Source organism: Devosia sp. (assembly GCF_017307495.1).
Lineage (GTDB): Bacteria > Pseudomonadota > Alphaproteobacteria > Rhizobiales > Devosiaceae > Devosia_A.
Map to the genome: position 1 here is coordinate 88990 of NZ_JAFKHE010000023.1, position 24315 is coordinate 113304.

Below are 24315 nucleotides of genomic sequence, written 5' to 3' on the forward strand. Positions count from 1 at the left end.
CGAAGGCATAGGCTGGGCCTTTGACCTTCGGGCAAAGCGCCGCTAGAAGTCTCGAACCATTCCAAAACTGGAACGCCCGCCATCCTCCCTCCGGCGGGCGAGGCGCGAGATCAGCATGGCTCCCACTTCACGGCCGCTTTCGCCGCATCTGTCGATCTATCGGTTCACCCTCACCATGACGATGTCGATCGTGCACCGCGCGACCGGCATCGCGCTCTATGGCGGCACGCTGCTGCTGGTGCTGTGGCTGGCCGGGGCGGCGCTGGGCGGCGGATTCTTCGACTTCGTCACATGGCTGTTCGGCACCTGGCTCGGGCAGCTCGTGCTGTTCGGCTACACCTGGGTACTGTTCCACCACATGCTGGGCGGCGTCCGGCATTTCGTCTGGGACCTGACCAAGGCGATGGACCCGGCCGGGCGCGAACTGGCGGTGCGGCTGCAACTGGGCGCCTCGATCCTGCTGACGCTCGTCGTGTGGGCAATCTTCGTGTGGTTCAAATGAGCGCAGAAAAGCCGACCCAGGCGCAGATCCAGACGCCGTCGACGCACTATGGCAATGCCAGGGCCTCGACGCGGCACTTCATCACCCAGCGCGTCACCGGCGCGCTGAACATCGTCTTCACGCTGTTCGTCGTGTGGTTCGTCGTGTCCCTCGCGGGCAAGGCGCCGGCCGAAATGATCGGTCTCGTGCGCAACCCGTTCGTCGCGATCGGGCTGGCGCTGCTGGTGGTCAATGTCGCGATCCACATGCGCAACGGCATGCGCGACGTGATCGAGGACTATTTCGACAAGGGCGAGCACGGGCCGGAAATGCTGGCCAACAACGTGTTCACCGGGTTCTTCGTGGTGGCGGCGCTGGGCGCCCTCATCAAGCTCGTCTTCTGGGGTTAGCCGCATGGCCGCTTACGAGATCATCGACCACGAATTCGACGTGGTCATCGTCGGTGCTGGCGGCGCCGGCCTGCGCGCCACGCTCGGCATGGCCGAGCAGGGGCTTAACACCGCCTGCATCACCAAGGTGTTCCCGACCCGCTCGCATACCGTCGCGGCGCAGGGCGGTATCGCCGCTTCGCTTTCCAACATGGGCCCCGACAACTGGCAGTGGCACATGTACGACACCGTGAAGGGGTCGGACTGGCTGGGCGACAATGACGCCATGGAATACCTGGCGCGCGAGGCGCCGGCCGCGATCTACGAGCTCGAGCACTACGGCGTGCCGTTCTCGCGCACCGAGGAAGGCAAGATCTACCAGCGGCCGTTCGGCGGCCACATGACCGAATTCGGCGACGGCCCGCCGGTGCAGCGCACCTGCGCCGCGGCCGACCGCACCGGCCATGCCATCCTGCACACCCTGTACGGGCAATCGTTGCGCAACAACGCGCAGTTCTTCATCGAGTATTTCGCGCTTGACCTGATCATGGGCGCCGACGGCTCGTGCCAGGGCGTGATGGCGTGGAAGCTCGATGACGGGACGCTGCATCGCTTCCGTGCCAAGCTGGTGGTGTTGGCGACGGGCGGCTATGGCCGCGCCTATTTCTCGGCGACCTCGGCCCATACCTGCACCGGCGACGGCAACGGCATGGTGGCCCGGGCCGGGCTGCCGCTGCAGGACATGGAGTTCGTGCAGTTCCACCCCACCGGCGTCTATGGCGCGGGCGTGCTGATCACCGAGGGCGCGCGCGGCGAGGGCGGCTATCTCACCAATTCCGAGGGCGAGCGCTTCATGGAGCGCTATGCACCGAACGCCAAGGACCTGGCGTCTCGCGACGTGGTTTCACGCTGCATGACGATCGAGATCCGCGAGGGCCGGGGTGTCGGGCCGAAGAAGGACCACATCTTCCTCCATCTCGACCATCTCGACCCCAAGGTGCTGCACGAGCGGCTGCCGGGCATTACGGAATCGGCCAAGATCTTCGCCGGCGTCGACCTGACGCGCGAGCCGATCCCGGTGCTGCCGACGGTGCACTACAACATGGGCGGCATCCCCGCGAACTATCACGGCGAAGTGCTGAACCCCGTCGCGGGCGATCCGGATCGCATCGTGCCCGGCCTGATGGCGGCGGGCGAAGCGGCCTGCGCCTCGGTGCACGGCGCCAACCGGCTCGGCTCGAACTCGCTGACCGACCTCGTGGTGTTCGGGCGGGCGGCAGCGCTGCGTGCCGCCAAGGTGGTCGACAAGGGCGCAATGGTGCCGGCGGCGAGCAGGTCCGAGGACGAGCGCATCCTGGCCCGCTTCGACCGGTTGCGGCACGCCAATGGGGGCTCGCCGACGGCGGTGGTGCGCGAGAAGATGCAGCGCATCATGCAGGAAGACGCGGCGGTGTTCCGCACGGCCGAGACGCTGCAGTCGGGCGTGCGCCGGATCGGCGAACTGTGGGGGGCGCTCGATGACCTCAAGGTCTCGGATCGCTCGATGATCTGGAATTCGGACCTCGTCGAGACGCTGGAACTCGAGAACCTGATGGCTTGCGCCGCGACCACGGTGGTTTCGGCCGAGGCCCGGCACGAGAGTCGCGGCGCCCACGCGCGCGAGGATTTCCCGAGCCGCGACGACGTCGAGTGGCGCAAGCACACGCTGAGCTGGGTCGACGCAGCGACGGGCAAGGTGACGCTCGGCTACCGGCCGGTGCACGTCGATCCGCTGACGCCGGAGAGCGAGGGCGGCATCAGCCTCAAGAAGATCGCGCCGAAGGCCCGGGTGTACTGATGTCGTCGGCGCCCGGCTATTCCGGCACGCCGCTGCCGCAGAAGCTTGGGCTCAAGGATGGGCAACGGGTGCTGTTCGTGGGGTTGCCGGCGGAACTGGGTGAGCTCAAGGGCTCGCGAGCGTTTGCGGAAGTACGCGATGCTGGTTGGGACGGCTGGCGCGGGTCAACGGGCTGGGATTTCGTCCATGGCTTCACCGCGTCGCGCGGGGTGCTCGAGGACAATGCGCGGCCGCTGATGGAAGCGATCGACCGGAACGGGACGATCTGGATCTCGTGGCCGAAGAAGGCAAGCAAGGTGCCGACCGACATCACCGAAGATGTGATCCGGGAAGTGGTGCTGCCGATCGGGCTGGTCGATATCAAGGTGGCCGCGGTCAGCGACGTGTGGTCGGGTTTGAAACTGATGATCCGCAAGGAGTTGCGGTGAGGAACGGGGCGAAGGCGATGAAGCAGGTTCTGGTGGCGCTGATGGCGCTGGGCGTGATGGCGGGCGGGGCGCTCGCGGCGGCGCCGACCGAGGCGCAGAAGGCAGAATTCTACAAGACCTGCATGGGGATCGCACAGGACAATGCGCTCTGCACCTGCAAGGCCGACGCGGCGATGACGCTGATCGATTCGGAATTCATGGCGCTGGTCATCGCCTCGATGAAGGGCAAGTCGCCGCCGGAGGACAGCTACAAGGCCTATAACGCCTACGTCGCCAAATCCAACCAGGTCTGCAAGCCGAACTACTGAGGCGTAACGTGTCGAACCCCCTGCCCAAAGCCACGGGACTGATCGCCGGAGCCCTTGCCACGCTCATGCTCGGCGCCTGCGGCCTGTCGCCTGAAGCGCAGCAGGTGGCCGATGCCTGTGCCAAGATCCCGCACACCACGGCGGAGAGCTGCCAGTGCTATGCGAAGGAACTGCAGAGCAAACTGAAGCCCGAGCTGATGCGGCTCGCGGCCTATGCGCAGACCGACCCGGCCAAGCTGCTCGACCCCGCCGTCATCGGCAATGTGAGCGCCAACGACGTGATCGCCGTCACCCAGACGTCTGCAGCGGCGCTGCAGACCTGCAAGATCGTGTAGGAGCCAGCCAATGGCCGAACTGACCCTCCCCAAGAACTCGCGGATCGTGCCCGGCAAGACCTGGGCGAAACCGGCGGGCGCAACGCGGCTCAAGGAATATCGGATCTACCGGTTCGATCCGGACAGCGGCGAGAACCCGCGGCTCGATACCTATTTCGTCGATCTCGACGATTGCGGGCCGATGGTGCTCGACGGACTGCTGTGGATCAAGAACAAGGTCGACCCCACGCTGACGCTGCGCCGCTCGTGCCGCGAGGGCATCTGCGGCTCGTGCTCGATGAACATCGGGGGCGCCAATACGCTCGCCTGCACCAAGGGCATGGACGATTTTGCGGGCCACATCAGCGTCTATCCGCTGCCGCACATGCCGGTGGTCAAGGACCTCGTCACCGACCTCACCACCTTCTACGACCAGCACCGCTCGATCCAGCCGTGGCTGAAGACGACCTCGCCGACCCCCGAGAAGGAATGGCTGCAGTCGCGCGACGACCGGGCCAAGCTCGACGGCCTCTACGAATGCATCCTGTGCGCCTGCTGCTCGACTTCGTGCCCCTCGTACTGGTGGAACGGCGAGAAGTATCTCGGCCCCGCCGTGCTGCTGCAGGCCTATCGCTGGCTGATCGACAGCCGCGACCAGGCGACCGCGGAACGGCTCGACAACCTCGAGGATCCGTTCAAGCTCTATCGCTGCCACACGATCATGAACTGCGCCAAGGTCTGCCCCAAGGGGTTGAACCCGGCCAAGGCGATTGCCGAGATCAAGCAGATGATGGTCAAGCGGGAGTTCGCATAAGCTGTACGTCACCATTGCCGAGATCGAGGACCCGTCCGTCGCGCGCGTGCTGATTCCGGCACTGAGGGCGCACGGCTTCCATCCCAAGGAGGGTGGCGAGAGCGGCCTGCCGGGGCTGCCGGGAGTGTACGGACCCAGGGGCATTGCCGTGGAACTGCCGGAGGAAGAGGCGGCCGACGGCAAGGTGCTGGCCGAAGCGCTGATCGCGGAGATGCTGCGGCGGTAGGCTTTCCGTCGTTCGCAACACACAGGGAGTCATTCCCGCGAAAGCGGGAATCTCCGTTTTCGGAGCGCGCGGCCAACAGAGATCCCCGCTTTCGCGGGGATGACCCGGTGGGAGTCACGTGAACTCGAGGCAACCTCATGCCATGTTGCCCCGGCCCGGACCCTAAACCTGCCACATTGGTATCGCTCAAGGGGAAGCTGGGCTTTGGCGGTTGACGGCTTCGGTATCGAGGCTGTATCGCCGGTCACTCCATCTTAACCATTGGCGGAGCAGGGCCGATGATCAGTTCGAAGCGCGCCAGCGTTTCCCTCGCGATGTTCGCCGCAGCGGCTCTGGCGTTGAGCGGCTGCGCGTCGAGCGGCGTGACGACCGCCAGCACCGCCTATACCGAGAACATCACCCCGATCCAGAACACGCCGGTCGCCAGCACCGACCTGAACGCCCTGCCGGGCACGCAGGTGCAGCCGGGCTCGCTCGGCGCGCCGGCCCCGCTGGTGCCGGGTCAGGCCGGTGCGGCCGCGCCGGGGACGATCGGACAGCCGGTGCAGGTGGCCAATGCCGACGGCTCGTTCGCGACGCTCGATGCGCCGGGCGCGGTGCCGACCAGTTCGGTGCGCGACCTGACCACCGGATTGACGGTGGAAAAGCTCCTGGGCGGCTGGACCGTGGTATCGGGCGCCGCGCAGTGCAAGCTCAACCTGACGCAGACGACCAAGTCCGGGACGTCGCGCTATCGCGCCTCGACGCCGGGCTGCGCCATGCAGGGGCTGAACGTGGTCTCGAGCTGGCAGCTGGTCGGCAGCCAGGTGCAGCTGTTCGACGAGAACGGCGACATCGTCGCCTCGCTGATCCTGTCCGGCAACCGCTTCATCGGCACCCTGGCCGGGGGCCAGGGCATCTCGATGGTCGGCTAGGTCTTGTCCAGCCGGCGGAAGGGGCCCGCAGGCACACCGGTCACCGACAGGCTGAAGGCGCTGACCGCGAGCGGGGCACTGGCGCCCGATCCCTTGCAGCTGCGCGCGGCGGCGGCGCTCGACCGGGTGGCGACCGAGCTCGGCGCGCAAGGATCGCGCGGGCTGCTGTCGGGGCTGTTCGGCGGGCCGGAGCCGGTGCGCGGGGTGTACCTGGTCGGGCAGGTCGGGCGCGGCAAGACCATGCTGATGGACCTGTTCTTCTCGCTGGCGCCGACGGAGCGGAAGCGGCGCGTGCACTTCCATGAGTTCATGGACGAGATGCACGCGGCGATCGCCGCGTTCCGCAAGTCGCGCAAGGGCCGGGCGGAGGACGCCGACCCCGTCGCGGCGGTGACCAAACCGCTGCTCGAAGAGGTGCGGCTGCTCTGCCTCGACGAGTTCCAGGTACAGGACATCACCAACGCCATGCTGCTCGGCCGGCTGTTCGACCGGCTGTTCCGGGCCGGGGTGACGATCGTTGCGACCTCCAACACGCGGCCGGACGATCTCTACGAGAACGGGCTCAACCGCCAGCTGGTGCTGCCGTTCATCGCCGAGCTCAAGCGCCATGCCGAGGTGGTTGAACTCGACGGGCCGACCGACTACCGGCGGCTGAAGTTCGAGGGCGAGGCGGTCTATCGCTTCGGGACCGGGCCGGAGGTGGATGCGGCGATGGACCGGCTGTGGCTGAGGCTCACCGGCGGGCTCGCGGGCAAGCCGACCGAACTGGTATCGCTGGGACGCCGGATCGCGGTGCCTCACGCGGCGATGGGGGCGGCGCGGTTCGACTTCGCCGACCTGTGCGACAGGCCGCTGGGGGCGCGCGACTATCTCAGGCTCAGCCATGCCTACGAGGCCGTGATGGTCGAGCACGTGCCGCAGTTCGACCGGCTGCAGTCGAACGCGGCCAAGCGCTTCATCCTCCTGGTCGATACGCTCTATGATCGCGGCGTGAAGCTGGCGGCGAGCTTTGCCGTGCCGCTCGACGAACTCGGGCAGGACGACAAGACGAAGGCCGAGTTCGCGCGCTGCGTGTCGCGGCTGATCGAGATGCAGTCGGCCCAGTACCTAGCCGCGGCGCCGCGGAACGAGCAGTCGCCTGCAGCTCCCTCACAAACAGGCGCGTTACCGCCAAACGGCTGACTTGCCCCCGTCACCCTGGAGGGTTAATAGGGGCGCGCAATTTCCAGCATAAGCAAAACGGGGTTCGTGGATGGCGCGCAAGAAGATCGCTCTGATCGGTGCGGGGCAGATTGGTGGCACTCTGGCGCTCCTGGCCGCCACCAAGGAGCTGGGCGATGTGATCCTGTTCGACATCATGGATGGCGTGCCGCAGGGCAAGGCGCTCGACCTCAGCCAGTCCGGCCCGGTGGAAGGGTTCAACTCCACCCTCAAGGGCACGTCGGAATACAAGGACATCGTCGGCGCCGACGTGGTGATCGTCACCGCCGGCGTGCCGCGCAAGCCGGGCATGAGCCGCGACGACCTGCTCGAGATCAACCTCAAGGTGATGGAGCAGGTGGGTGCCGGCATCGCCAAGTACGCACCCGATGCCTTCGTCATCTGCATCACCAACCCGCTCGACGCCATGGTGTGGGCGCTGCAGAAGTTCTCGGGCCTGCCCGCCAACAAGGTGGTCGGCATGGCCGGCGTGCTCGACTCGGCACGCTTCCGCTTCTTCATCGCCGAGGAAGTGAACGTGTCGGTGCAGGACGTCAGCGCGTTCGTGCTGGGCGGCCATGGCGACACCATGGTGCCGCTGCCGCGCTACTCGACCGTCGCCGGCATCCCGCTCCCCGACCTCGTCAAGATGGGCTGGCTCAGTAAGGAAAAGCTCGAGCAGATCATCCAGCGTACCCGTGACGGCGGCGCCGAGATCGTCGGCCTCTTGAAGACCGGCTCGGCCTTCTACGCCCCGGCCGCCTCGGCGATCGAGATGGCGGAGAGCTACCTCAAGGACAAGAAGCGCATCCTGCCCTGCGCCGCCTTCCTCAAGGGCGAATACGGCGTGAAGGGCACCTATGTCGGCGTGCCGGTGCTGATCGGCGCCGGCGGCGCGGAGAAGATCGTCGAGATTTCGCTCTCGGGGTCCGAGCAGAAGCAGTTCGACAAGTCGGTCGCGGCCGTGAACGGCCTCGTCGAGGCGTGCAAGAAGATCGCGCCGAAGCTGGCGTAACACGGTCCGCCCATGTGGCAGGTCAAGGCCCCCTCACCCGACGCTTCGCGTCGACCTCTCCCCCAAGGGAGAGGTGGTGAAGGGGCAAGCACCTGCCACAGCCTCACCTCTCCCTCGGGGGAGAGGTCGGATTGCGCAGCAATCCGGGTGAGGGGGCCTTCTTCCAATCTGTCCCTGGAGACGGCGCAATGAACATCCACGAACACCAGGCCAAGGCCCTGCTTGCCACCTATGGGCTGCCGGTGGCCAAGGGCGTCGCGATCTTCAAGCCCGAAGAAGCCGAGGCGGCGGCAGCCAAGCTGCCGGGGCCGCTCTATGTGGTAAAGAGCCAGATCCATGCCGGCGGGCGCGGCAAGGGCAAGTTCAAGGAGCTGGGCCCCGACGCCAAGGGCGGCGTGCGGCTCGCCAAGTCGGTGGCCGACGTGGTTGCCAACGCCCGCGAGATGCTGGGCCACACGCTGGTGACCAAGCAGACCGGCGCGGCCGGCAAGCAGGTCAACCGGCTCTATATCGAGGACGGCGCCGACATCGCGCGTGAACTCTACTGCTCGCTGCTGGTCGACCGCACCGTCGGCCGCGTCGCCTTCGTGGTTTCGACCGAGGGCGGCATGGACATCGAGGCGGTGGCCGAGCATACGCCCGACAAGATCGTGACCGTGCCGATCGACCCGACGACCGGCGTCACCACCGACGATGTCGAAAAGCTCGCAGATGCGCTGAAGCTCGAGGGCGCGGCGCGCACCGATGCGGGCCTGGTGTTCCCGGCGCTGTATCGCGCCTTCGTCGAGAAGGACATGAGCCTGCTCGAGGTCAACCCGCTGATCGTCATGACGAACGGCCATGTCCGGGTGCTCGACGCCAAGGTGAGCTTCGACAACAACGCCGCCTTCCGGCATCCGGAATGGGCCGAGCTCCGCGACCTCAGCGAGGAGGACGCCAAGGAGATCGAGGCGTCCAAGTACGACCTCGCCTATGTGGCGCTCGACGGCAATATCGGCTGCATGGTCAACGGCGCCGGCCTCGCCATGGCGACGATGGACATCATCAAGCTCTACGGCGCGGAACCGGCCAACTTCCTCGACGTGGGCGGCGGCGCCAGCAAGGAGAAGGTGACGGCGGCGTTCAAGATCATCACCGCCGACCCGGCCGTCAAAGGCATCCTGGTCAACATCTTCGGCGGCATCATGCGCTGCGACATCATCGCCGAAGGCGTGATCGCGGCGGTGAAGGAAGTCGGCCTCAAGGTGCCGCTGGTGGTGCGCCTCGAAGGCACCAACGTCAAGGAAGGCAAGGCCATCCTCAATTCGTCCGGCCTCGACGTGATCAGCGCCGACGACCTCGACGACGCGGCGCAGAAGATCGTCGCGGCGGTGAAGGGTCGCGGCTGATGCAGCAACGGGCCGCGATCGCGATGGGTGTGGTGGCGCTGTGCGCCACAGCCACGCCCGCGCTCGCGGTGCCGACGGCCTATGACACGGCGTTCGTGAAGGCGTTCGAGGCGGCGTGCGTGCCGGGACGCCTGAGCTATCAGGCGAGCCGGGATGCGGCGCTGGCGGCGGGCTGGACCGAGGTGGCGCGCGACGTCCATCCGGAACTGGCGGCACTGCTCAAGCTGAGCGAAGCGGCGGCCCTCGATCCCGAATTGCAGGCCACCTACGAGATGACGGTCTATGGCAGAGACCTCGGCGGACTGCCGCACCATCTCGTGGTGGCGCGCACGAGCGCCGTGATCTCCGAAGGCAGCGACCCGTTCGTGCAGGTCGGGTGCTACCTCTACAATCTCGATGCCACCGCCCCGCTCGATCCCGAGCCGGTGACGGCCCTGATCGGCCAACCGATCAGCGCGACGCGCGAGGAAGGCGGAGCGATCAGCCACGTCTGGGGGCCGCCCTGTCCGATGCCGCGCACCGGCGACACCTATCTCAGCTTCGTTGCCGAGGGCAGCGAAGTCGCCGCGACGGTCCCGTTCACCGGGATCGTGCTGAACTTTTCGACCTCCGAGCTGCCGGCCGGCGAGCCGGCGCCGGAACCCTACTGTTGATTGCCGACAGCCCCCTGTAGCGAGCGAGTCCGAAGAACATGTCCATCCTCGTCAACAAAGACACCCGCGTTCTGGTGCAGGGGCTGACCGGCAAGACCGGCACGTTCCATACCGAGCAGGCGCTCGCCTACTACGGCACCCGGATGGTGGGCGGCGTGAACCCCAAGAAGGCCGGCGAAATCTGGACGTCCGGGTTCGATGCCTCGGCGACGCTGCCGGTGTTCGCCTCGGTGGCCGAGGGCAAGGAGCGCACCGGGGCGACCGCTTCGGTGATCTACGTGCCGCCGCCGGGCGCGGCCGACGCGATCATCGAGGCGATCGATGCCGAGATCCCGCTCATCGTGTGCATCACCGAGGGCATTCCGGTGCTCGACATGGTCCGGGTGAAGGCCAGGCTCGACAAGTCGAAGTCGCGGCTGCTCGGGCCGAACTGCCCGGGCGTGCTGACGCCGGAAGAATGCAAGATCGGCATCATGCCGGGCTCGATCTTTTCCAAGGGCTCGGTGGGCATTGTTTCGCGCTCCGGCACGCTTACCTATGAGGCTGTGTTCCAGACCACCAACGAGGGCCTCGGCCAGACCACTGCCGTCGGCATCGGCGGCGATCCGGTAAAGGGCACGGAGTTCATCGACGTGCTCGAGATGTTCCTCAAGGACGAGGCCACCAAGTCGATCATCATGATCGGCGAGATCGGCGGCTCGGCCGAGGAAGACGCGGCGCAGTTCCTGATCGACGAGGCCAAGCGTGGCCGCAAGAAGCCGATGGCCGGCTTCATCGCCGGGCGCACCGCTCCCAAGGGTCGCACGATGGGCCATGCTGGCGCCGTAATTTCGGGCGGTAAGGGCGGCGCCGAGGACAAGATCGCGGCGATGGAGGCAGCAGGCATCAAGGTGTCAAGTTCCCCTGCCAGAATTGGCCAAACCCTCGCAGAAGTTCTAAAAGGCTGAGCGAGGGTTACGAACGGATGGCGAGGCGCGGGCAGACCCCGCGCCTTAACGTCAAACAAAGGACTTAGCGGGCATCTAGGCCCGTGCGCGCAAGGCCCGGTCGAGCACTCCCGGGCACCATGAGAAGGATGGCGGGGCCCAACGCCCTGCGACGGACATGACCCGACAAGAAAAGAACGAACAGTTCTTGCTCTCTTCTTTCCTCTACGGCGGCAACGCCGACTATATCGAAGGGCTATATGCCCGCTACAAGCAGGATCCGAATTCGATCGACCCGACTTGGGCCAGCTATTTCGGACGCCTCGAGGATACCCCCCAGGACATCGAGAAGAACGCGCAGGGCCCGAGCTGGGCGCGCAGCGACTGGCCGCAGGCCGCCAATGGCGAGCTGGTGTCGGCGCTCGACGGCAACTGGGGCGAAATCCAGGTGAAGGTGCAGAAGGCCGTGGTCGAGAAGGCCAGGGCCGAGCAGGCGCCGGCGCCGAGCGCCATCGACGTGCTGCAGGCGACGCGCGATTCGATCCACGCCATCATGATGATCCGCGCCTACCGCATGCGCGGACACCTGCATGCCGACCTCGATCCGCTGAAGATGAAGGAAGACGAGCCGGCGCCCGAGCTCGATCCCGGGACCTACGGCTTCACCGAGGCCGACTACGGCCGCAAGATCTTCATCGACAACTACCTGGGGCTCGAATACGCGACGATCCCCCAGATGCTGGAGATCCTCAAGCGCACCTACTGCTCGACGGTCGGCGTCGAGTTCATGCACATCTCCGATCCCGAGGCCAAGCAGTGGATCCAGGAGCGCATCGAGGGCCCGGACAAGTCGATCACCTTCACGCCCGAGGGCAAGAAGGCGATCCTCAACAAGCTGGTCGAGGCCGAGGGCTTCGAGAAGTTCATCGACGTCAAGTATACCGGCACCAAGCGCTTCGGGCTCGATGGCGGCGAAGCGCTGATCCCGGCGCTCGAGCAGATCGTCAAGCGCGGCGGGGCGCTGGGCGTCAAGGACATCGTGCTCGGCATGGCGCATCGCGGGCGCCTCAACGTGCTGACGCAGGTGCTGGCCAAGCCGCACCGCGCGCTGTTCCACGAGTTCAAGGGCGGGGCGTTCTATCCCGAGGAAGTCGAAGGCTCGGGCGACGTGAAGTACCACCTGGGTGCTTCGGCGGACCGCGAGTTCGACGGCAATTCGGTGCACCTGAGCCTGACCGCCAATCCCAGCCATCTCGAGATCGTCGATCCGGTGGTGCTGGGCAAGGCGCGCGCCAAGCAGGACCAGCGCTCGGCGGTCAACGGGCATTTCCTCGTCGACACGCGCCAGACCGACCGCTCGGTGGTGCTGCCGCTGCTGATCCATGGCGACGCGGCCTTTGCCGGCCAGGGCGTGGTGGCCGAGTGCCTGGGGCTTTCCGGCCTCAAGGGGCACCGCACCGGCGGCTCGATCCATTTCGTCATCAACAACCAGATCGGCTTCACCACGGCGCCGATGTATTCGCGCTCCTCGCCGTACCCGACCGACGTCGCCAAGATGATCGAGGCGCCGGTGTTCCATGTGAACGGCGACGATCCGGAAGCGGTGGTCTATGCCACCAAGGTGGCGGTCGAATACCGGCAGCGCTTCGGCAAGCCGGTGGTCATCGACATGTTCTGCTACCGTCGCTTCGGCCATAACGAAGGCGACGAGCCGAGCTTCACCCAGCCGCTGATGTATTCCAAGATCCGCGGCCACGAGACGACGCTCGACATCTACTCCAAGCGCCTCGTCGCCGAGGGCCTGGTCACCGCCGACGAAGTCGACCGGATGAAGGCCGACTGGCGCGCCAATCTCGAGAAGGAATTCGAGGCGGGGCAGGACTTCCGCCCCAACAAGACCGACTGGCTCGACGGCGTGTGGAAGGATCTGAAGCGCGCCGATGCCGAGGGCCCGCGCCGCGGCGACACCGGCGTCGAGGTGGCCGAACTGGCGCGCATCGGCCAGCGGCTGACGACGGTGCCGGCCGGCTTCAACGTGCACAAGACGGTGAAGCGGTTCATGGACAACCGGCTGGCCGCGATCGAGTCGGGCGAAGGCATCGACTGGGCGACCGGCGAGGCGCTGGCGTTCGGCACGCTGCTCGCCGAGGGCCATCCGGTGCGGCTGTCGGGCCAGGACGTGGAGCGCGGCACGTTCAGCCAGCGCCACTCGGTGCTCAACGACCAGGAGCGCGACGGCGAGACCTACACGCCGCTCAACAACGTGGCCGAGAACCAGGAGCGCTACGAGGTCATCAACTCGATGCTCTCGGAAGAGGCGGTGCTGGGCTTCGAGTACGGCTATTCGCTGGCCGAGCCGAACACGCTGACGCTGTGGGAGGCGCAGTTCGGCGACTTCGCCAACGGCGCCCAGGTGGTGGTCGACCAGTTCATCTCGTCGGGCGAACGCAAGTGGTTCCGCATGTCGGGCCTCGTGATGCTGCTGCCGCATGGCTATGAAGGCCAGGGGCCAGAGCACTCGTCGGCGCGCCTCGAGCGCTACCTGCAGCTGTGCGCCGAGGACAACATGCAGGTCGCCAACTGCACGACGCCGGCGAACTACTTCCACATCCTGCGCCGGCAGATGAAGCGCGACTTCCGCAAGCCGCTGATCCTGATGACGCCCAAGTCCCTGCTGCGCCACAAGAAGGCGGTCTCGGGCCTGGTGGAGTTCGGGCCGGATTCGACCTTCCATCGCCTGCTCTGGGACGATGCCGAGTCGCCGGGCGTGCCCAAGACGACGATCAAGCTCGCGCCCGACGCCGATATCCGGCGCGTCGTGCTGTGCTCGGGCAAGGTCTATTACGACCTGCTCGAGGAGCGCGAGAAGCGCGGCATCAACGACGTGTACCTGCTGCGGGTCGAGCAGCTGTACCCGTTCCCGGCCAAGGCCCTGCTGGACGAGCTCAACCGGTTCAAGAACGCCGAGATCGTCTGGTGTCAGGAAGAGCCCAAGAATATGGGCGCCTGGGCCTTCGTGCAGCCCTATATCGACTGGGTGCTCGACCAGATGGGCCGCGGCGGCGACCGCCCGATCTATGCCGGTCGCGCGGCGTCGGCGGCAACGGCCACGGGCCTGATGCGCAAGCACCTGCAGGAACTGCAGCAGTTCCTCGAGCAGGCGCTGGGAAAATGACGACGACGGCGGGGCGCCAGGGCTCCGCCACCGAGATTAATGGGTCGCGGGAGCGCGCGGCAAGTTGAAGGACCAGAACTGATGGCGACTGACATCCGGGTGCCCACGCTGGGCGAGAGCGTCACCGAAGCGACGATCGGCCAGTGGTTCAAGAAGGTTGGCGACACCGTCGCGGCCGACGAGCCGGTGGTGGAGCTGGAGACCGACAAGGTCACGATCGAGGTGCCGGCGCCGAGCGCCGGCGTGCTCGAGTCGATCACCGCAAATCCGGGCGACACGGTCAATGTGGGGGCCCTGATCGGGGCCATCGCCGCTGCCGGTTCGGCCGTTGCCGCGGCGCCGGCACCGGCCAAGCCGGCCGAGGCAGCGCAGCCGGCCGCCGTCGCGGCGCCGGCGTCCAAGCCGGCAGGCGGCAACGGCGCGTCCGTACCGCCGGCCCCGAGCGCTGCCAAGCTGATCGCCGAGGGCAACCTGAACGAAGCCGACATCAGCGGCTCGGGCAAGCGCGGCCAGATCCTCAAGGAAGACGTGCTGGCCGCGATGGCGAGGCCGGCGCCTGCGGTCGCTCCGGCCGTGGCGGTCGCCGCCCCGGCGGTCGCGCCCGCCGCGAAGCCCGCACCGGCCCCGGCGCCCGTGCCGGCCCAGGCGCGCGGGCCCGTCGCCGCCGCCGACGAAGGCCGCGAGGAGCGGGTCAAGATGACCCGCCTGCGCCAGACCATCGCGCGCCGGCTGAAGGAAGCCCAGAACACCGCCGCCATGCTGACCACCTTCAACGAGGTGGACATGAAGCCGGTGATGGACCTTCGGGCCCAGTACAAGGACCTGTTCGAGAAGAAGCACGGCGTGAAGCTCGGCTTCATGGGCTTCTTCACCAAGGCGGTGACGCACGCGCTGAAGGAAATCCCGTCGGTGAATGCCGAAATCGACGGCGACGACCTGATCTACAAGAACTACGTCCACATGGGGATCGCCGTGGGCACCGACAAAGGCCTCGTGGTGCCGGTGGTGCGCGACGCCGATTTGAAGTCGATCGCCGAGATCGAGAAGGAAATCGGCCGGCTCGGCAAGCTCGCCCGCGACGGCGCGCTGTCGATGGCCGACATGCAGGGCGGCACCTTCACCATCACCAATGGCGGCGTCTACGGCTCGCTGATGTCGACGCCGATCCTCAACGCGCCGCAGTCGGGCATCCTGGGCATGCACAAGATCCAGGAGCGGCCGGTGGTCGTCGGCGGCCAGATCGTCATCCGCCCGATGATGTACCTGGCGCTGAGCTATGACCACCGCATCGTCGACGGCAAGGAAGCGGTGACGTTCCTGGTGCGCGTCAAGGAAAGCCTCGAGGCGCCGGAGCGGCTGGTCCTCGATCTCTGAGACGAGGCCGCAGGACGACGTTCAGGGGGCTCGCCGGTGGCGGGCCCCTTTTGCTGTCAGATGACTACGATGGGCGAGCCCGACGGGACGCGCTGGTAGAGGTCAATGACATCCTGGTTGAGCAGCCGCACGCAGCCCGACGAGATCGCCTTGCCGATGGTGCGGGCGTCCATGGCCCCGTGCACGCGGTAGATCGTGTCGCGACCATCCTTGAAGATGTAGAGCGCGCGGGCCCCGAGCGGGTTCTCGAGGCTCGGCTGCATGCCGTGGCGATAGGGTTCGAGCTCGGGCTGGCGGGCGATCATCTCGCTGGGCGGCGTCCAGGTCGGCCATTCGCGCTTGAACTGGACGACGCCGCGGCCCGACCAGGTGAAGCCGTCGCGGCCGATGCCGACGCCGTAGCGCATCGCCATGCCGTCGTCGCGGACGAGGTAGAGGAAGCGGTTCGCCGTATCGACGACGATGGTGCCCGGACGCTCGCCGGTCGGGTCGGGCACGACCTGGCGCCAGAACTGCGGCTCGACGAGGTCGATGCGGGCGGCCGGGATCGGGAAGCGCTCCTCGGGCAGCGCCGCATACATGGCGAGCACGTCGTCCGGGATGCGGGCGGTCTCGGCCTCGAGCCGGGGCGCGCCAGTGGCGGCGCAACCGGCGAGGGCGAGGGCGGCGAGGCTGGCGGCACCGGCGAGCAGGGCGCGGCGGCCGAGAACGAGGTCAGTCATGGCAAATGTCTCTCGGGCGGCACGAGGCCGCTTTGGGTCAGGGAGGAGGGTGGTGGCGGGCGGCTAACCCAGACGGGGCGGGGGAAGTTCCGTCGCCGCGGCGAGCCCGTCGCGCAGGAGCTGGTCGGCGAGGCCGCGGGCCCATTGCGAAACCGTGGCCCGGGTCAGCTCGACGGCGATGCGATCGAGATGCGGCCGATCGGGCAAGACGCGCTTGCCGCCCTGCATGTCGCAGGGGTTGGGCAGGGGAACGCTGGCGTCATCGGCAGCAACGCTCACGGCCTGGGGGCCGCCATGGGCGACGCACAGGCCGGTGGCGACGCTGGGGCTGACAAGAGCCAGCAGCGCCACGAGAATCGCGAGCAGGGAGAGCAATCGATGCATGACCAGCGCGATAACCCTGCGAATGCGGCAGGCAAAGGGCGCCTCACGCGCGCGTGAGCGGGCACGGCGCCGTGAGCCGGCGGGTGATGCATATTGGCAACAGATGCGTTTGCCGAATCCTAACCGGGACGGGCGCACGTTCGCGCCATGACCTACGCCGCGCACGCCGACGCCGAACTCTCCGCCCAGATCGCCAACTGGCAGCGTGAGCTCATGGCGGTGCGGCGGCTGGCGCCCAGGACGCTCGAGGCCTATGTCGGCGACCTCGGGCAGTTCGTGCGATTCCTGTCGCGCCACATGGGCGGGGAGGTGTCGGTCAGGATGCTCGGCGAACTGCGGGCGGCCGATGTGCGGGCGTTCCTGGCGGCGCGGCGGAACGAGGGGCTGGGGTCGCGCTCACTGGCGCGGGAACTGTCGGCGCTGAAGAGCTTCTTCGGCTTTCTCGAGCGCGAGGGGGTGCTGGCCACCGAGGCGCTCAACACCATCCGCACCCCGCGGCAGGCGCGAGGCCTGCCCAGGGCGCTGACCGTGATCGAGGCCAAGGCGACGATCAGCGCTACGGACGAGCTGGAAGATACGCCGTGGGTGGCGGCGCGCGACATGGCAGTGATCTCGCTGTGCTACGGGGCCGGCTTGCGCATCTCCGAGGCGCTGGCGGTGACCCGGTCGGACCTCGAGGCGAGCGCGCTGCGGGTTACCGGCAAGGGCGGCAAGACGCGGATCGTGCCGCTGATCGCAGCCGTCCGACGGGCGATCGACACCTATCTCGGGCTCTCGCCCTACACGCCGGGGCCGGACGAACCGCTGTTCCGCGGCAAGAAGGGCGGCGTGCTGTCGCCGCGGCTGATCCAGCTCAGGATGCAGCAGTTGCGCGGCGCGCTGGGGCTGCCGCCGTCGGCGACGCCGCACGCGCTGCGGCACAGCTTTGCCACCCACCTGCTCGGCCGGGGCGGGGACCTCAGGACGATCCAGGAACTGCTGGGCCACGCGTCGCTGTCGACGACGCAGATCTATACGGCCGTGGATACCGAGCGGCTGCTCGAGGCCTACCGGGCGGCGCACCCGCGGGCGTGAGGACTGGCAGGCGTGCGCCATGTCGCTCGGCGCTTCGCTTCGAGCGCGCATCGCGTCGCGATGCGGGACCCCTCATCCGGCGCTTCGCGTCACCTTCTGCTCAAGGGAAGAAGGAGGCCCCAACCCCCCATTGAGCGGACAACGAACGCAGCGTTCACTGTTCGTCGCCCTTTACTGGGGCAGGGCGGCGGCGTACCTATCGCGGCATGTCCGCTTGCATCCTAATTATCGGCAAAACCTGCCTTCGGCCCTTCGGGGACCGGGACGCGACGGCTCGTATCTGACCCTTCGACGCTCACCGGCCCCGCCATCAGGCGCGGGATGAACCGGTGATCTGATGGCAGGGCCAAAACCGGACCCGCCAAGATGTCTTCCGACGCCGCCTCTTCCACTCGCTTCGACTACCGCAACCATGCCTGGGCCGGCTTCGCGCTTGCCCTCGCGGGGGCGGCGTTCTTTGCCACCAAGGGCATCGTGATCAAGCTGGCGCTCGCCGAGGGCATCGACCCGGTGACGACGCTGACCTGGCGCATGATCGTCGCGGTGCCGATCTTCCTTACCGTCGGCATCATCACCTACCGGCGCAAGCTCGCCGCGACGCCGGCCGGCGCGCCGCCGGCGCTGACCCTGCCGGTGCTGGCCCAGACGCTGGGCGTCGGCGTCATCGGCTACTACGTCGCGAGCTATCTCGATTTCGCGGCGCTCGGCTACATTTCGGCGCAGCTCGACCGGCTGATCCTGCTCACCTATCCGTTCTTCGTGGTGCTGTTCGGCGCGGTGTTCTTCCGGCGCCGGATCACCGGGCCGATGGCCGGGGCGCTGGTCGTCAGCTACGCCGGCATTGCCATGATCTTCGCGCACGACATGGCGATCGAGGGCGACGACGTGCTGCTCGGGGCCGGCCTGGTGTTCGGCTCGGCGGTGGCCTACGCGGCCTACCAGATCATGGCCAAGCCGCTGATCGACCGGCTCGGGGCGGAACTGTTCACCTCGATCGCGATGAGCGCGGCCGGGCCGGCGGTGGTGACGCACTTCCTTGCCACACACCCGGTCGGCGCACTGGCGGTGACCGGCAACGGCTTCCTGCTGATGCTGGCGATCGGAACGATCTCGACCGTGGTGCCGGCCTATTGCATCTCGGGCGCCATCGGGCTGATCGGGCCGGAGCGCACGGCGATCATCGGCAATATCTCACCGCTGGTGACGGTGGGGCTCGCGATCTTCATCCTGGGCGAGGCGTTCACGCCCTGGCACGCGCTGGGCACGGTGCTGGTGCTGGGCGGGGTGTGGCTGTTCACGCGCCGGGAGAAGCCGAAGGTGAAGGTGCTGGAGGAGAGTACCGCCTGAAGCCCGCGGCGACCGGCCTAGTTGTCGCGCTCTGGTGTGTTGTGTGCTGCGAGCATGGCATCGATGACTAGCTCAAGCGGCGTGAGGTCGTTCTTGTATACCTCCCAGAGCATCCTTGCGTCGGTGCGATGATAGGCGTGCCGCAGGACGTTGCCGAGGTCCCCTACCTGGCGCCACGGTATGGCCGGGCCGTATTCGTGCTTCCACTGATCCGGGATAGATCGCGACGCCTCACTGAGGATTTCGAGAAACCGTTCGAAGGCAGCCCTGACGACGACGTCGGCGTACATGGAGTCGAATGTCTGGTTCTCCAGGAGCTGCCGGATTGCCAGAATGCTCTGCTTCACGTCGCGGACGCGGAATACAGAGCGATCGGCCATCAGAACACCGGAACCTGTTCGCGGGCGGCTTCGGCTGCGAAGCCTGGTTCGAGGCTGCGTCGAACAAACAGGTTGGCAGGAAGCCCAAGCCGGTCCTCGACCTCATGGGTCACCCCGACGAGGTCGATCAAAGAGAAGGGAAGCCGTTCATCGATGTCGACGATGAGGTCGACATCGCTGTCGGGTCGGTTGTCGCGCCGCGCGCGCGAGCCGAACAATGCGATGTGCACCACCCCGCGACGCTCGAGCCGAGGCCGGAGCGCCCGCAACTCGTTCAGCAATGCGTCGCGGGCGATGTTCCTCATGGGCGTCAGATGTGGATCGCCCCGTCTCCGCACATCAGCGCGGCTTCCTTGATCGCTTCGCTGAGCGTGGGGTGGGCGTGGGTGGTGCGGCCGAGGTCTTCGGCGGAGCCGGAGAACTCCATCAGCACGGCGATCTCGTGGATCATCTCGCCGGCGTTCCTCGAAATGATCTGGGCGCCGAGCACGCGGTCGGTGGCGACGTCGGCGAGAATCTTCACGTAGCCCTGCGTCGCCAGCATGGCCTTGGCGCGGCCGTTGGCGGTGAAGGGGAACTTGCCGGTCTTGTACTCGATGCCGGCGGCCTTGAGCTCGTCCTCGGACTTGCCGACCCAGGCCACTTCCGGGCTGGTGTACATGACCGAGGGGATGAGGCCGTAGTTCACGTGCGGCTTCTGGCCGGCAATGATCTCGGCGACGGCATGGCCCTCGTCCATGGCCTTGTGGGCCAGCATGGGGCCGGCGACGACGTCGCCGATGGCGTAGATGCCGGGCACGTTGGTCCGGAACTGGGCATCGATACGGACGCGGCCGCGCTCGTCGAGCGCCACGCCGGCGCCCTCGAGGCCGAGGCCCTCGGTGGTCGGCTTGCGGCCGACGGCGACCAGCACCGCATCGGCCTCGGCATAGCTCGCCTCGCCGCCGGCGGCGGGCTCGAGGCGGGCGCGCAGCGAGCCGTCGGCCTGCTTGTCGATGGCGGTGACCTTGGTCGAAAGCCTGAACTCGATGCCCTGCTTCTGCAGCGTGCGCTGCATCTGGCGGGCGGCCTCGCTGTCGAGGCCGGGCAGGATGCGGTCGAGGAACTCGACGACCTGCACCTTGGCGCCGAGGCGGCCCCAGACCGAGCCGAGCTCGAGCCCGATGATGCCGCCGCCGATGACCAGCAGGCGCCGGGGTACGTCCTTGAAGGCGAGCGCGCCGGTCGAGGAGACGACCCTGTCCTCGTCGATCTCGATGCCGGGCAGGCTGACCGGCGCCGAGCCGGTGGCGATGATGATGTTGCGGGCCTCGATGGTGGTGGGTGCGCCGGTCTCGGGCGTCACCAGCACCTTGCCTGCGGCAGGGATGGAGCCGGTGCCGCGGAAGGTGGTGATCTTGTTCTTCTTGAACAGGAATTCGACGCCGCCGACGTTGGCGGCAACGGTATCGGCCTGGTGCTGCAGCATCTGCTTGAGGTTCAGCTGCGGCGTCACGTCGATGCCGAACTGGCGGAACTGGTGGCCCGCCTCGTCAAAGAGCTCGGAGGCATGCAGCATGGCCTTGGACGGAATGCAGCCGATGTTGAGGCAGGTGCCGCCGAAGGTCGGCCATTTCTCGACCACGGCGACCTTCATGCCCAGCTGCGCGGCGCGGATGGCAGCGACATAGCCGCCGGGGCCCGAGCCGATTACCGTGAGGTCGAAAATGTCCGCCATGATGTCTCCGAGAAGCTCTGTGCGGCCTCCCAGCCCCGGGCGCCGTCCGCTGCCGATATAAGGCCCAAGAACGGGTTAAACCACCCGGCTTGCGGATGAAACCCCTCGTGGCGAGGCGCCATGCAAAATCCGCATGAATCGTCGGGTGGTGCATTGGGTCACGGTACGACGGCGCGGCCGCCGGTGACGGCGAGGGTGGTGCCGGTGACGTAGGAGGCGTCCTCGGAGAGCAGCCACAGGATGGTCTGCGCCACCTCATCCGCCGTGCCGGGGCGGCCCATCGGGATGGTGGAGGCGAGGCGCTGGACCCGGTCGGGCTCGCCGCCCTGGGCGTGAAAGTCGGTATCGATGATGCCGGGGCGCACGCCGTTGACACGGATGCCTTCTCCCGCGACCTCGACGGCGAGGCCGACGGTGAAGGTATCGATGGCGCCCTTGGACGCGGCGTAGTCGAGATAGGCGCCAGGAGCGCCGAGCTTGGCGGCGGCCGAGCTGAGGTTGACGATGCCGCCGCCCTTGCCGCCGTGTCGGGTCGACATGCGTCGCACCGCGGCGGCCGAGCAGAGCATGGTGCCGAGCACGTTGACGCGCAGGATCTCGGCGATGCGGTCGGGCTCCATGGCATCGAGGCGGGCGACGGGGGCGATCATGCCGGCATTGTTGACCAGGGCCCTGAGCGGCCCCATGCGGTCGGCGGCGCGGAAGATGTGCTCGATGTCCTCCTCGCGCCCGACATCGCCGCGCACGGCCACGGCCTCGCCGCCGGCGGCATGGATGGTGGCGCAGACGGCCTCGGCCGCCGCGACGTTGCCGAGATAGTTGAGCACCACGCCATAGCCGCGCGCGGCGGCGAGCCGGGCGACGGCCGCGCCGATGCCGCGGCTGCCGCCGGTGACGACAAGGACCTGTTCGGCCATGATTTTCCTCCCGTTTGGGAGAGCTTACGACGGGTGGGGTGGCCCAGAAAGACCAATTGCGCGCGATGACCCGGTGGCGGTTTCAGCAATGCCAGGGGTTCGCGCCAGTTTGCCCTTGCAATTGCCTCTGCACGCGTGAACAAAGCGGGCACAGATGGAAGAGCTTCCGGACATCGTGGCGGTGATGGTGAGCGTGTCGGTCGAGGGGCCGTACAGCTACCGGGTGCCCTACGGGATGAAGGTCCGGCGCGGCTCGATCGTCGCCGTGCCGCTGGTCGGGCGGCTGACGCTGGGCGTCGTCTGGGGCGTGCCCAGGGACAATTATGCGCACAACCGACTCAAGGACATCGCGCAGGTCTACGACACGCCGCCGCTGTCGGAAGAGCTGCTGAAGACGGTCGACTGGGTCAGCAAGTACACCCTGGCGGCGCCGGGGCTGGTGCTGCGCTCGGTGCTGCGCTCGACCGAGGCGCTGGAGCCGGAGCGGCCGATCACTGCCTTCCGGTCGACCGGGATCGAGCCGGACAAGCGGACGAAGTCGCGCGAAAAGGTGCTCGAGCTGCTGATGGACGGCGAGGCCTGGGCCAAGGCGGCGATCATCGGGGCGGCCGGGGTGTCGGCGTCGGTGGTCGAGGGGCTGGAGAAGGCGGGGGCGATCGCGCGGATCGAGCGCCCGCCGCCGCCGATCGCACTGCCGCCCGATCCGGATGCCGATCCGGCCGTGCTCAGCCCGGAGCAGGCCGGGGCGCTGGCGCAGCTCAGGCAGATGCCGGTCGACCAGTACGGCGTGGCGCTGCTCGACGGCGTCACGGGCGCCGGCAAGACGGCGGTGTTCTTCGAGGCGGTGGCCGACACGATCCGGGCCGGGCGGCAGGCGCTGGTGCTGCTGCCGGAGATCGCGCTGACCTCGACCTTCGTCGAGCGCTTCACCCGGCGCTTCGGCACGCGGCCGGCCGAATGGCACTCGGACATGACGCCGGCGCAGCGGATGCGAACGTGGCGGGCGGTGCTGAACGGCGAGGTGCGGGCGGTGCTGGGGGCGCGCTCGGCGCTGTTCCTGCCGTTCCGCGAGCTGGGCCTGATTGTCCTCGACGAGGAGCATGACGGAGCGTTCAAGCAGTCCGACGGGGTGAACTATCACGCGCGCGACATGGCGGTGGTGCGAGCCAGGTTTGCCGAGGCGCGGGTGATCCTGTCGTCGGCGACGCCATCGGTGGAGTCGCGGAACAACGCCAATATCGGGCGCTACAAGCACGTGCTCCTGACCTCGCGCTTTGCCGAGGCCGGGATGCCGGACATCACACCGATCGACATGCGCGAGGAACCGCCCGAGAAGGGGCAGTGGATCGCGCCGCGGCTGGCGCGCGAAGTGTTTGCGACGCTCGACCGGGGCGAGCAGGCGCTGCTGTTCCTCAACCGGCGCGGCTATGCCCCGCTGACGTTGTGCAAGAGCTGCGGCCACCAGTACCAGTGCCCGGATTGCTCGGCCTGGCTGGTCGAGCATCGCTTCCGCGGCGTGCTGATGTGCCACCATTGCGGCTTCACCATGCGGACGCCGAAGGTCTGCACCGAATGTGGCACCGACGATTCACTGACGGCGATCGGACCGGGGATCGAGCGGGTGGCGGAAGAGGCGGCGGCGCGGTTCCCGGGGGCGCGAACCGTGGTGCTGTCGTCCGACATGGGCTCGAACAGCGAGCTCAAGCAGCGCTTCGACGAGATCGAGCGCGGCGAGCACGACCTCATCATCGGCACGCAGCTGGTGGCCAAGGGGCATCATTTCGAGAAACTGACGCTGGTCGGCGTGCTCGATGCCGACCTCGGGCTCGATCGCGGCGATCCGCGGGCGGCGGAGCGGACGTTCCAGATCCTGACGCAGGTGACGGGCCGGGCCGGGCGCGCCAACCGGACGGGCAAGGCGTTTCTGCAGACCTATCATCCCGACCATCCGGTCATGCAGGCGATGGTGAAGGGCGACCGCGAGGCGTTCTACCGGCACGAGCTGCTGGCGCGCGAGGCCGGCGGGCTGCCCCCGTTCGGGCGGCTGGCGGCGCTGATCGTTTCGGCCAACGAGCAGGAGGTGGCGTTCGCCTTCGCCAGGCAGTTGCTGAGTGCGGCGCCGATGGCCGAGGGGCTGAAACTGTTCGGCCCGGCGGATGCGCCGATCGCGATGATCCGGGGCCGGCACCGGGTGCGGCTCCTGGCGCAATCGGGCAAGGATTTCGACCTTTCCGGCTATGTCCGCTTCTGGCTCGACCACGGGCCCAAGGCGACGGGCAACCTCAGGGTACAGGTGGACATCGACCCGCAGAGCTTTCTGTGAAGCGGACGT

At 67.6% G+C, this 24315-nt stretch carries 25 protein-coding genes; 19 read left to right on the forward strand and 6 right to left on the reverse strand.

Annotation, left to right across the window (positions count from 1 at the left end; translation table 11 throughout):
• The first annotated feature begins 115 nt into the window (after positions 1-115).
• The 16 genes from sdhC to odhB all read left to right on the forward strand — a co-directional run bounded on the left by sdhC (position 116) and on the right by odhB (position 15442).
• Entirely contained in the window at positions 116-502 is a 387-nt protein-coding gene (sdhC, locus tag J0I99_RS14990; protein WP_291398465.1) for a succinate dehydrogenase, cytochrome b556 subunit, read from the forward strand.
• Entirely contained in the window at positions 499-891 is a 393-nt protein-coding gene (sdhD, locus tag J0I99_RS14995) for a succinate dehydrogenase, hydrophobic membrane anchor protein (protein WP_291398466.1), read from the forward strand. Before sdhC ends, sdhD begins: the two co-directional genes overlap by 4 nt.
• A gap of 4 nt (positions 892-895) precedes the next feature.
• Positions 896-2707: a succinate dehydrogenase flavoprotein subunit gene (sdhA, locus tag J0I99_RS15000; protein ID WP_291398467.1), complete on the forward strand. Its 1812-nt coding sequence runs from the start codon at positions 896-898 to the stop codon at positions 2705-2707.
• The gene (locus J0I99_RS15005; protein WP_291398468.1) at positions 2707-3135 is read left to right on the forward strand and encodes a DUF3052 domain-containing protein; all 429 of its coding nucleotides are present in this window, start codon (positions 2707-2709) and stop codon (positions 3133-3135) included. Before sdhA ends, J0I99_RS15005 begins: the two co-directional genes overlap by 1 nt.
• A gap of 17 nt (positions 3136-3152) precedes the next feature.
• The gene (locus J0I99_RS15010; protein ID WP_291398469.1) at positions 3153-3443 is read left to right on the forward strand and encodes a hypothetical protein; all 291 of its coding nucleotides are present in this window, start codon (positions 3153-3155) and stop codon (positions 3441-3443) included.
• An 8-nt stretch (positions 3444-3451) separates the two neighbouring features.
• Complete coding sequence (locus J0I99_RS15015) at positions 3452-3778, forward strand: hypothetical protein (protein ID WP_291398470.1); 327 nt, start codon at positions 3452-3454, stop codon at positions 3776-3778.
• A 10-nt stretch (positions 3779-3788) separates the two neighbouring features.
• Positions 3789-4571 (forward strand): succinate dehydrogenase iron-sulfur subunit, encoded by a 783-nt coding sequence (locus J0I99_RS15020; protein WP_291398471.1) that lies wholly within the window; start codon positions 3789-3791, stop codon positions 4569-4571.
• 46 nt (positions 4572-4617) lie between these two features.
• Positions 4618-4797, forward strand: a complete 180-nt coding sequence (locus J0I99_RS15025) for a hypothetical protein (RefSeq protein ID WP_291389655.1) — start codon at positions 4618-4620, stop codon at positions 4795-4797.
• Positions 4798-5075: 278 nt separating this feature from the next.
• Positions 5076-5711, forward strand: coding sequence for an AprI/Inh family metalloprotease inhibitor (locus tag J0I99_RS15030; RefSeq protein ID WP_291398472.1), 636 nt, complete (start codon positions 5076-5078; stop codon positions 5709-5711).
• A 3-nt stretch (positions 5712-5714) separates the two neighbouring features.
• Complete coding sequence (zapE, locus tag J0I99_RS15035) at positions 5715-6893, forward strand: cell division protein ZapE (RefSeq protein WP_291398473.1); 1179 nt, start codon at positions 5715-5717, stop codon at positions 6891-6893.
• 70 nt (positions 6894-6963) lie between these two features.
• On the forward strand, positions 6964-7926 hold the full coding sequence (gene mdh, locus J0I99_RS15040; protein ID WP_291398474.1) for a malate dehydrogenase: 963 nt from the start codon (positions 6964-6966) through the stop codon (positions 7924-7926).
• A 188-nt stretch (positions 7927-8114) separates the two neighbouring features.
• Entirely contained in the window at positions 8115-9314 is a 1200-nt protein-coding gene (gene sucC / locus J0I99_RS15045) for an ADP-forming succinate--CoA ligase subunit beta (RefSeq protein WP_291398475.1), read from the forward strand.
• Positions 9314-9967: a hypothetical protein gene (locus J0I99_RS15050; protein WP_291393349.1), complete on the forward strand. Its 654-nt coding sequence runs from the start codon at positions 9314-9316 to the stop codon at positions 9965-9967. The genes sucC and J0I99_RS15050 overlap by 1 nt, the downstream gene beginning before the upstream one ends.
• 38 nt (positions 9968-10005) lie before the next feature.
• Complete coding sequence (gene sucD / locus J0I99_RS15055) at positions 10006-10914, forward strand: succinate--CoA ligase subunit alpha (protein ID WP_291398476.1); 909 nt, start codon at positions 10006-10008, stop codon at positions 10912-10914.
• Positions 10915-11071: 157 nt separating this feature from the next.
• Positions 11072-14068, forward strand: a complete 2997-nt coding sequence (locus tag J0I99_RS15060) for a 2-oxoglutarate dehydrogenase E1 component (protein WP_291398477.1) — start codon at positions 11072-11074, stop codon at positions 14066-14068.
• Between the two features lie 81 nt (positions 14069-14149).
• Complete coding sequence (odhB, locus tag J0I99_RS15065; protein WP_291398478.1) at positions 14150-15442, forward strand: 2-oxoglutarate dehydrogenase complex dihydrolipoyllysine-residue succinyltransferase; 1293 nt, start codon at positions 14150-14152, stop codon at positions 15440-15442.
• Between the two features lie 56 nt (positions 15443-15498).
• Here odhB and J0I99_RS15070 read toward each other — a convergent pair whose 3' ends face one another.
• Both J0I99_RS15070 and J0I99_RS15075 read right to left on the reverse strand, forming a co-directional pair.
• Positions 15499-16164 carry a L,D-transpeptidase gene (locus tag J0I99_RS15070; protein ID WP_291398479.1) on the reverse strand — a complete coding sequence of 222 codons (666 nt, stop codon included), beginning with the start codon at positions 16162-16164 and terminating at the stop codon, positions 15499-15501.
• Positions 16165-16227: 63 nt separating this feature from the next.
• Positions 16228-16548, reverse strand: a complete 321-nt coding sequence (locus J0I99_RS15075) for a hypothetical protein (RefSeq protein ID WP_291393354.1) — start codon at positions 16546-16548, stop codon at positions 16228-16230.
• Between the two features lie 147 nt (positions 16549-16695).
• On the opposite strand from J0I99_RS15075, the gene J0I99_RS15080 reads away from it, so the two are divergent.
• Both J0I99_RS15080 and J0I99_RS15085 read left to right on the forward strand, forming a co-directional pair.
• Positions 16696-17622 carry a tyrosine recombinase XerC gene (locus tag J0I99_RS15080; RefSeq protein WP_291393356.1) on the forward strand — a complete coding sequence of 309 codons (927 nt, stop codon included), beginning with the start codon at positions 16696-16698 and terminating at the stop codon, positions 17620-17622.
• Positions 17623-17988: 366 nt separating this feature from the next.
• The gene (locus tag J0I99_RS15085) at positions 17989-18969 is read left to right on the forward strand and encodes a DMT family transporter (protein WP_291393358.1); all 981 of its coding nucleotides are present in this window, start codon (positions 17989-17991) and stop codon (positions 18967-18969) included.
• A 17-nt stretch (positions 18970-18986) separates the two neighbouring features.
• On the opposite strand, the gene J0I99_RS15090 is transcribed toward J0I99_RS15085, so the two are convergent.
• The 4 genes from J0I99_RS15090 to J0I99_RS15105 form a co-directional block, all read right to left on the reverse strand.
• A complete protein-coding gene (locus tag J0I99_RS15090; protein ID WP_291393360.1) occupies positions 18987-19349 on the reverse strand; it encodes a HepT-like ribonuclease domain-containing protein in 363 nt (120 codons plus the stop codon).
• The gene (locus tag J0I99_RS15095; protein WP_291398480.1) at positions 19349-19630 is read right to left on the reverse strand and encodes a nucleotidyltransferase domain-containing protein; all 282 of its coding nucleotides are present in this window, start codon (positions 19628-19630) and stop codon (positions 19349-19351) included. The genes J0I99_RS15090 and J0I99_RS15095 overlap by 1 nt, the downstream gene beginning before the upstream one ends.
• Positions 19631-19659: 29 nt before the next feature.
• Positions 19660-21066: a dihydrolipoyl dehydrogenase gene (gene lpdA, locus J0I99_RS15100; protein WP_291398481.1), complete on the reverse strand. Its 1407-nt coding sequence runs from the start codon at positions 21064-21066 to the stop codon at positions 19660-19662.
• Between the two features lie 158 nt (positions 21067-21224).
• Entirely contained in the window at positions 21225-21983 is a 759-nt protein-coding gene (locus tag J0I99_RS15105) for an SDR family oxidoreductase (protein WP_291398482.1), read from the reverse strand.
• A gap of 154 nt (positions 21984-22137) precedes the next feature.
• Here J0I99_RS15105 and J0I99_RS15110 point away from each other — a divergent pair, with 154 nt between their 5' ends.
• Positions 22138-24306 (forward strand): primosomal protein N', encoded by a 2169-nt coding sequence (locus J0I99_RS15110; RefSeq protein WP_291398483.1) that lies wholly within the window; start codon positions 22138-22140, stop codon positions 24304-24306.
• The last annotated feature ends 9 nt before the right edge of the window (positions 24307-24315 follow it).

Coding starts and splice junctions, on each gene's coding strand:
- lpdA (WP_291398481.1), bottom strand. CDS start 21,066: ATGGCGGACATTTTCGACCTCACGGTAATCGGCTCGGGCCCCGGCGGC.
- sdhA (WP_291398467.1), top strand. CDS start 896: ATGGCCGCTTACGAGATCATCGACCACGAATTCGACGTGGTCATCGTC.
- J0I99_RS15030 (WP_291398472.1), top strand. CDS start 5,076: ATGATCAGTTCGAAGCGCGCCAGCGTTTCCCTCGCGATGTTCGCCGCA.
- J0I99_RS15050 (WP_291393349.1), top strand. CDS start 9,314: ATGCAGCAACGGGCCGCGATCGCGATGGGTGTGGTGGCGCTGTGCGCC.
- J0I99_RS15090 (WP_291393360.1), bottom strand. CDS start 19,349: ATGGCCGATCGCTCTGTATTCCGCGTCCGCGACGTGAAGCAGAGCATT.
- J0I99_RS15060 (WP_291398477.1), top strand. CDS start 11,072: ATGACCCGACAAGAAAAGAACGAACAGTTCTTGCTCTCTTCTTTCCTC.
- J0I99_RS15070 (WP_291398479.1), bottom strand. CDS start 16,164: ATGACTGACCTCGTTCTCGGCCGCCGCGCCCTGCTCGCCGGTGCCGCC.
- J0I99_RS15080 (WP_291393356.1), top strand. CDS start 16,696: ATGACCTACGCCGCGCACGCCGACGCCGAACTCTCCGCCCAGATCGCC.
- J0I99_RS15020 (WP_291398471.1), top strand. CDS start 3,789: ATGGCCGAACTGACCCTCCCCAAGAACTCGCGGATCGTGCCCGGCAAG.
- J0I99_RS15075 (WP_291393354.1), bottom strand. CDS start 16,548: ATGCATCGATTGCTCTCCCTGCTCGCGATTCTCGTGGCGCTGCTGGCT.
- J0I99_RS15105 (WP_291398482.1), bottom strand. CDS start 21,983: ATGGCCGAACAGGTCCTTGTCGTCACCGGCGGCAGCCGCGGCATCGGC.
- mdh (WP_291398474.1), top strand. CDS start 6,964: ATGGCGCGCAAGAAGATCGCTCTGATCGGTGCGGGGCAGATTGGTGGC.
- sdhC (WP_291398465.1), top strand. CDS start 116: ATGGCTCCCACTTCACGGCCGCTTTCGCCGCATCTGTCGATCTATCGG.
- odhB (WP_291398478.1), top strand. CDS start 14,150: ATGGCGACTGACATCCGGGTGCCCACGCTGGGCGAGAGCGTCACCGAA.
- J0I99_RS15005 (WP_291398468.1), top strand. CDS start 2,707: ATGTCGTCGGCGCCCGGCTATTCCGGCACGCCGCTGCCGCAGAAGCTT.
- sdhD (WP_291398466.1), top strand. CDS start 499: ATGAGCGCAGAAAAGCCGACCCAGGCGCAGATCCAGACGCCGTCGACG.
- sucD (WP_291398476.1), top strand. CDS start 10,006: ATGTCCATCCTCGTCAACAAAGACACCCGCGTTCTGGTGCAGGGGCTG.
- sucC (WP_291398475.1), top strand. CDS start 8,115: ATGAACATCCACGAACACCAGGCCAAGGCCCTGCTTGCCACCTATGGG.
- J0I99_RS15110 (WP_291398483.1), top strand. CDS start 22,138: ATGGAAGAGCTTCCGGACATCGTGGCGGTGATGGTGAGCGTGTCGGTC.
- J0I99_RS15085 (WP_291393358.1), top strand. CDS start 17,989: ATGTCTTCCGACGCCGCCTCTTCCACTCGCTTCGACTACCGCAACCAT.
- J0I99_RS15010 (WP_291398469.1), top strand. CDS start 3,153: ATGAAGCAGGTTCTGGTGGCGCTGATGGCGCTGGGCGTGATGGCGGGC.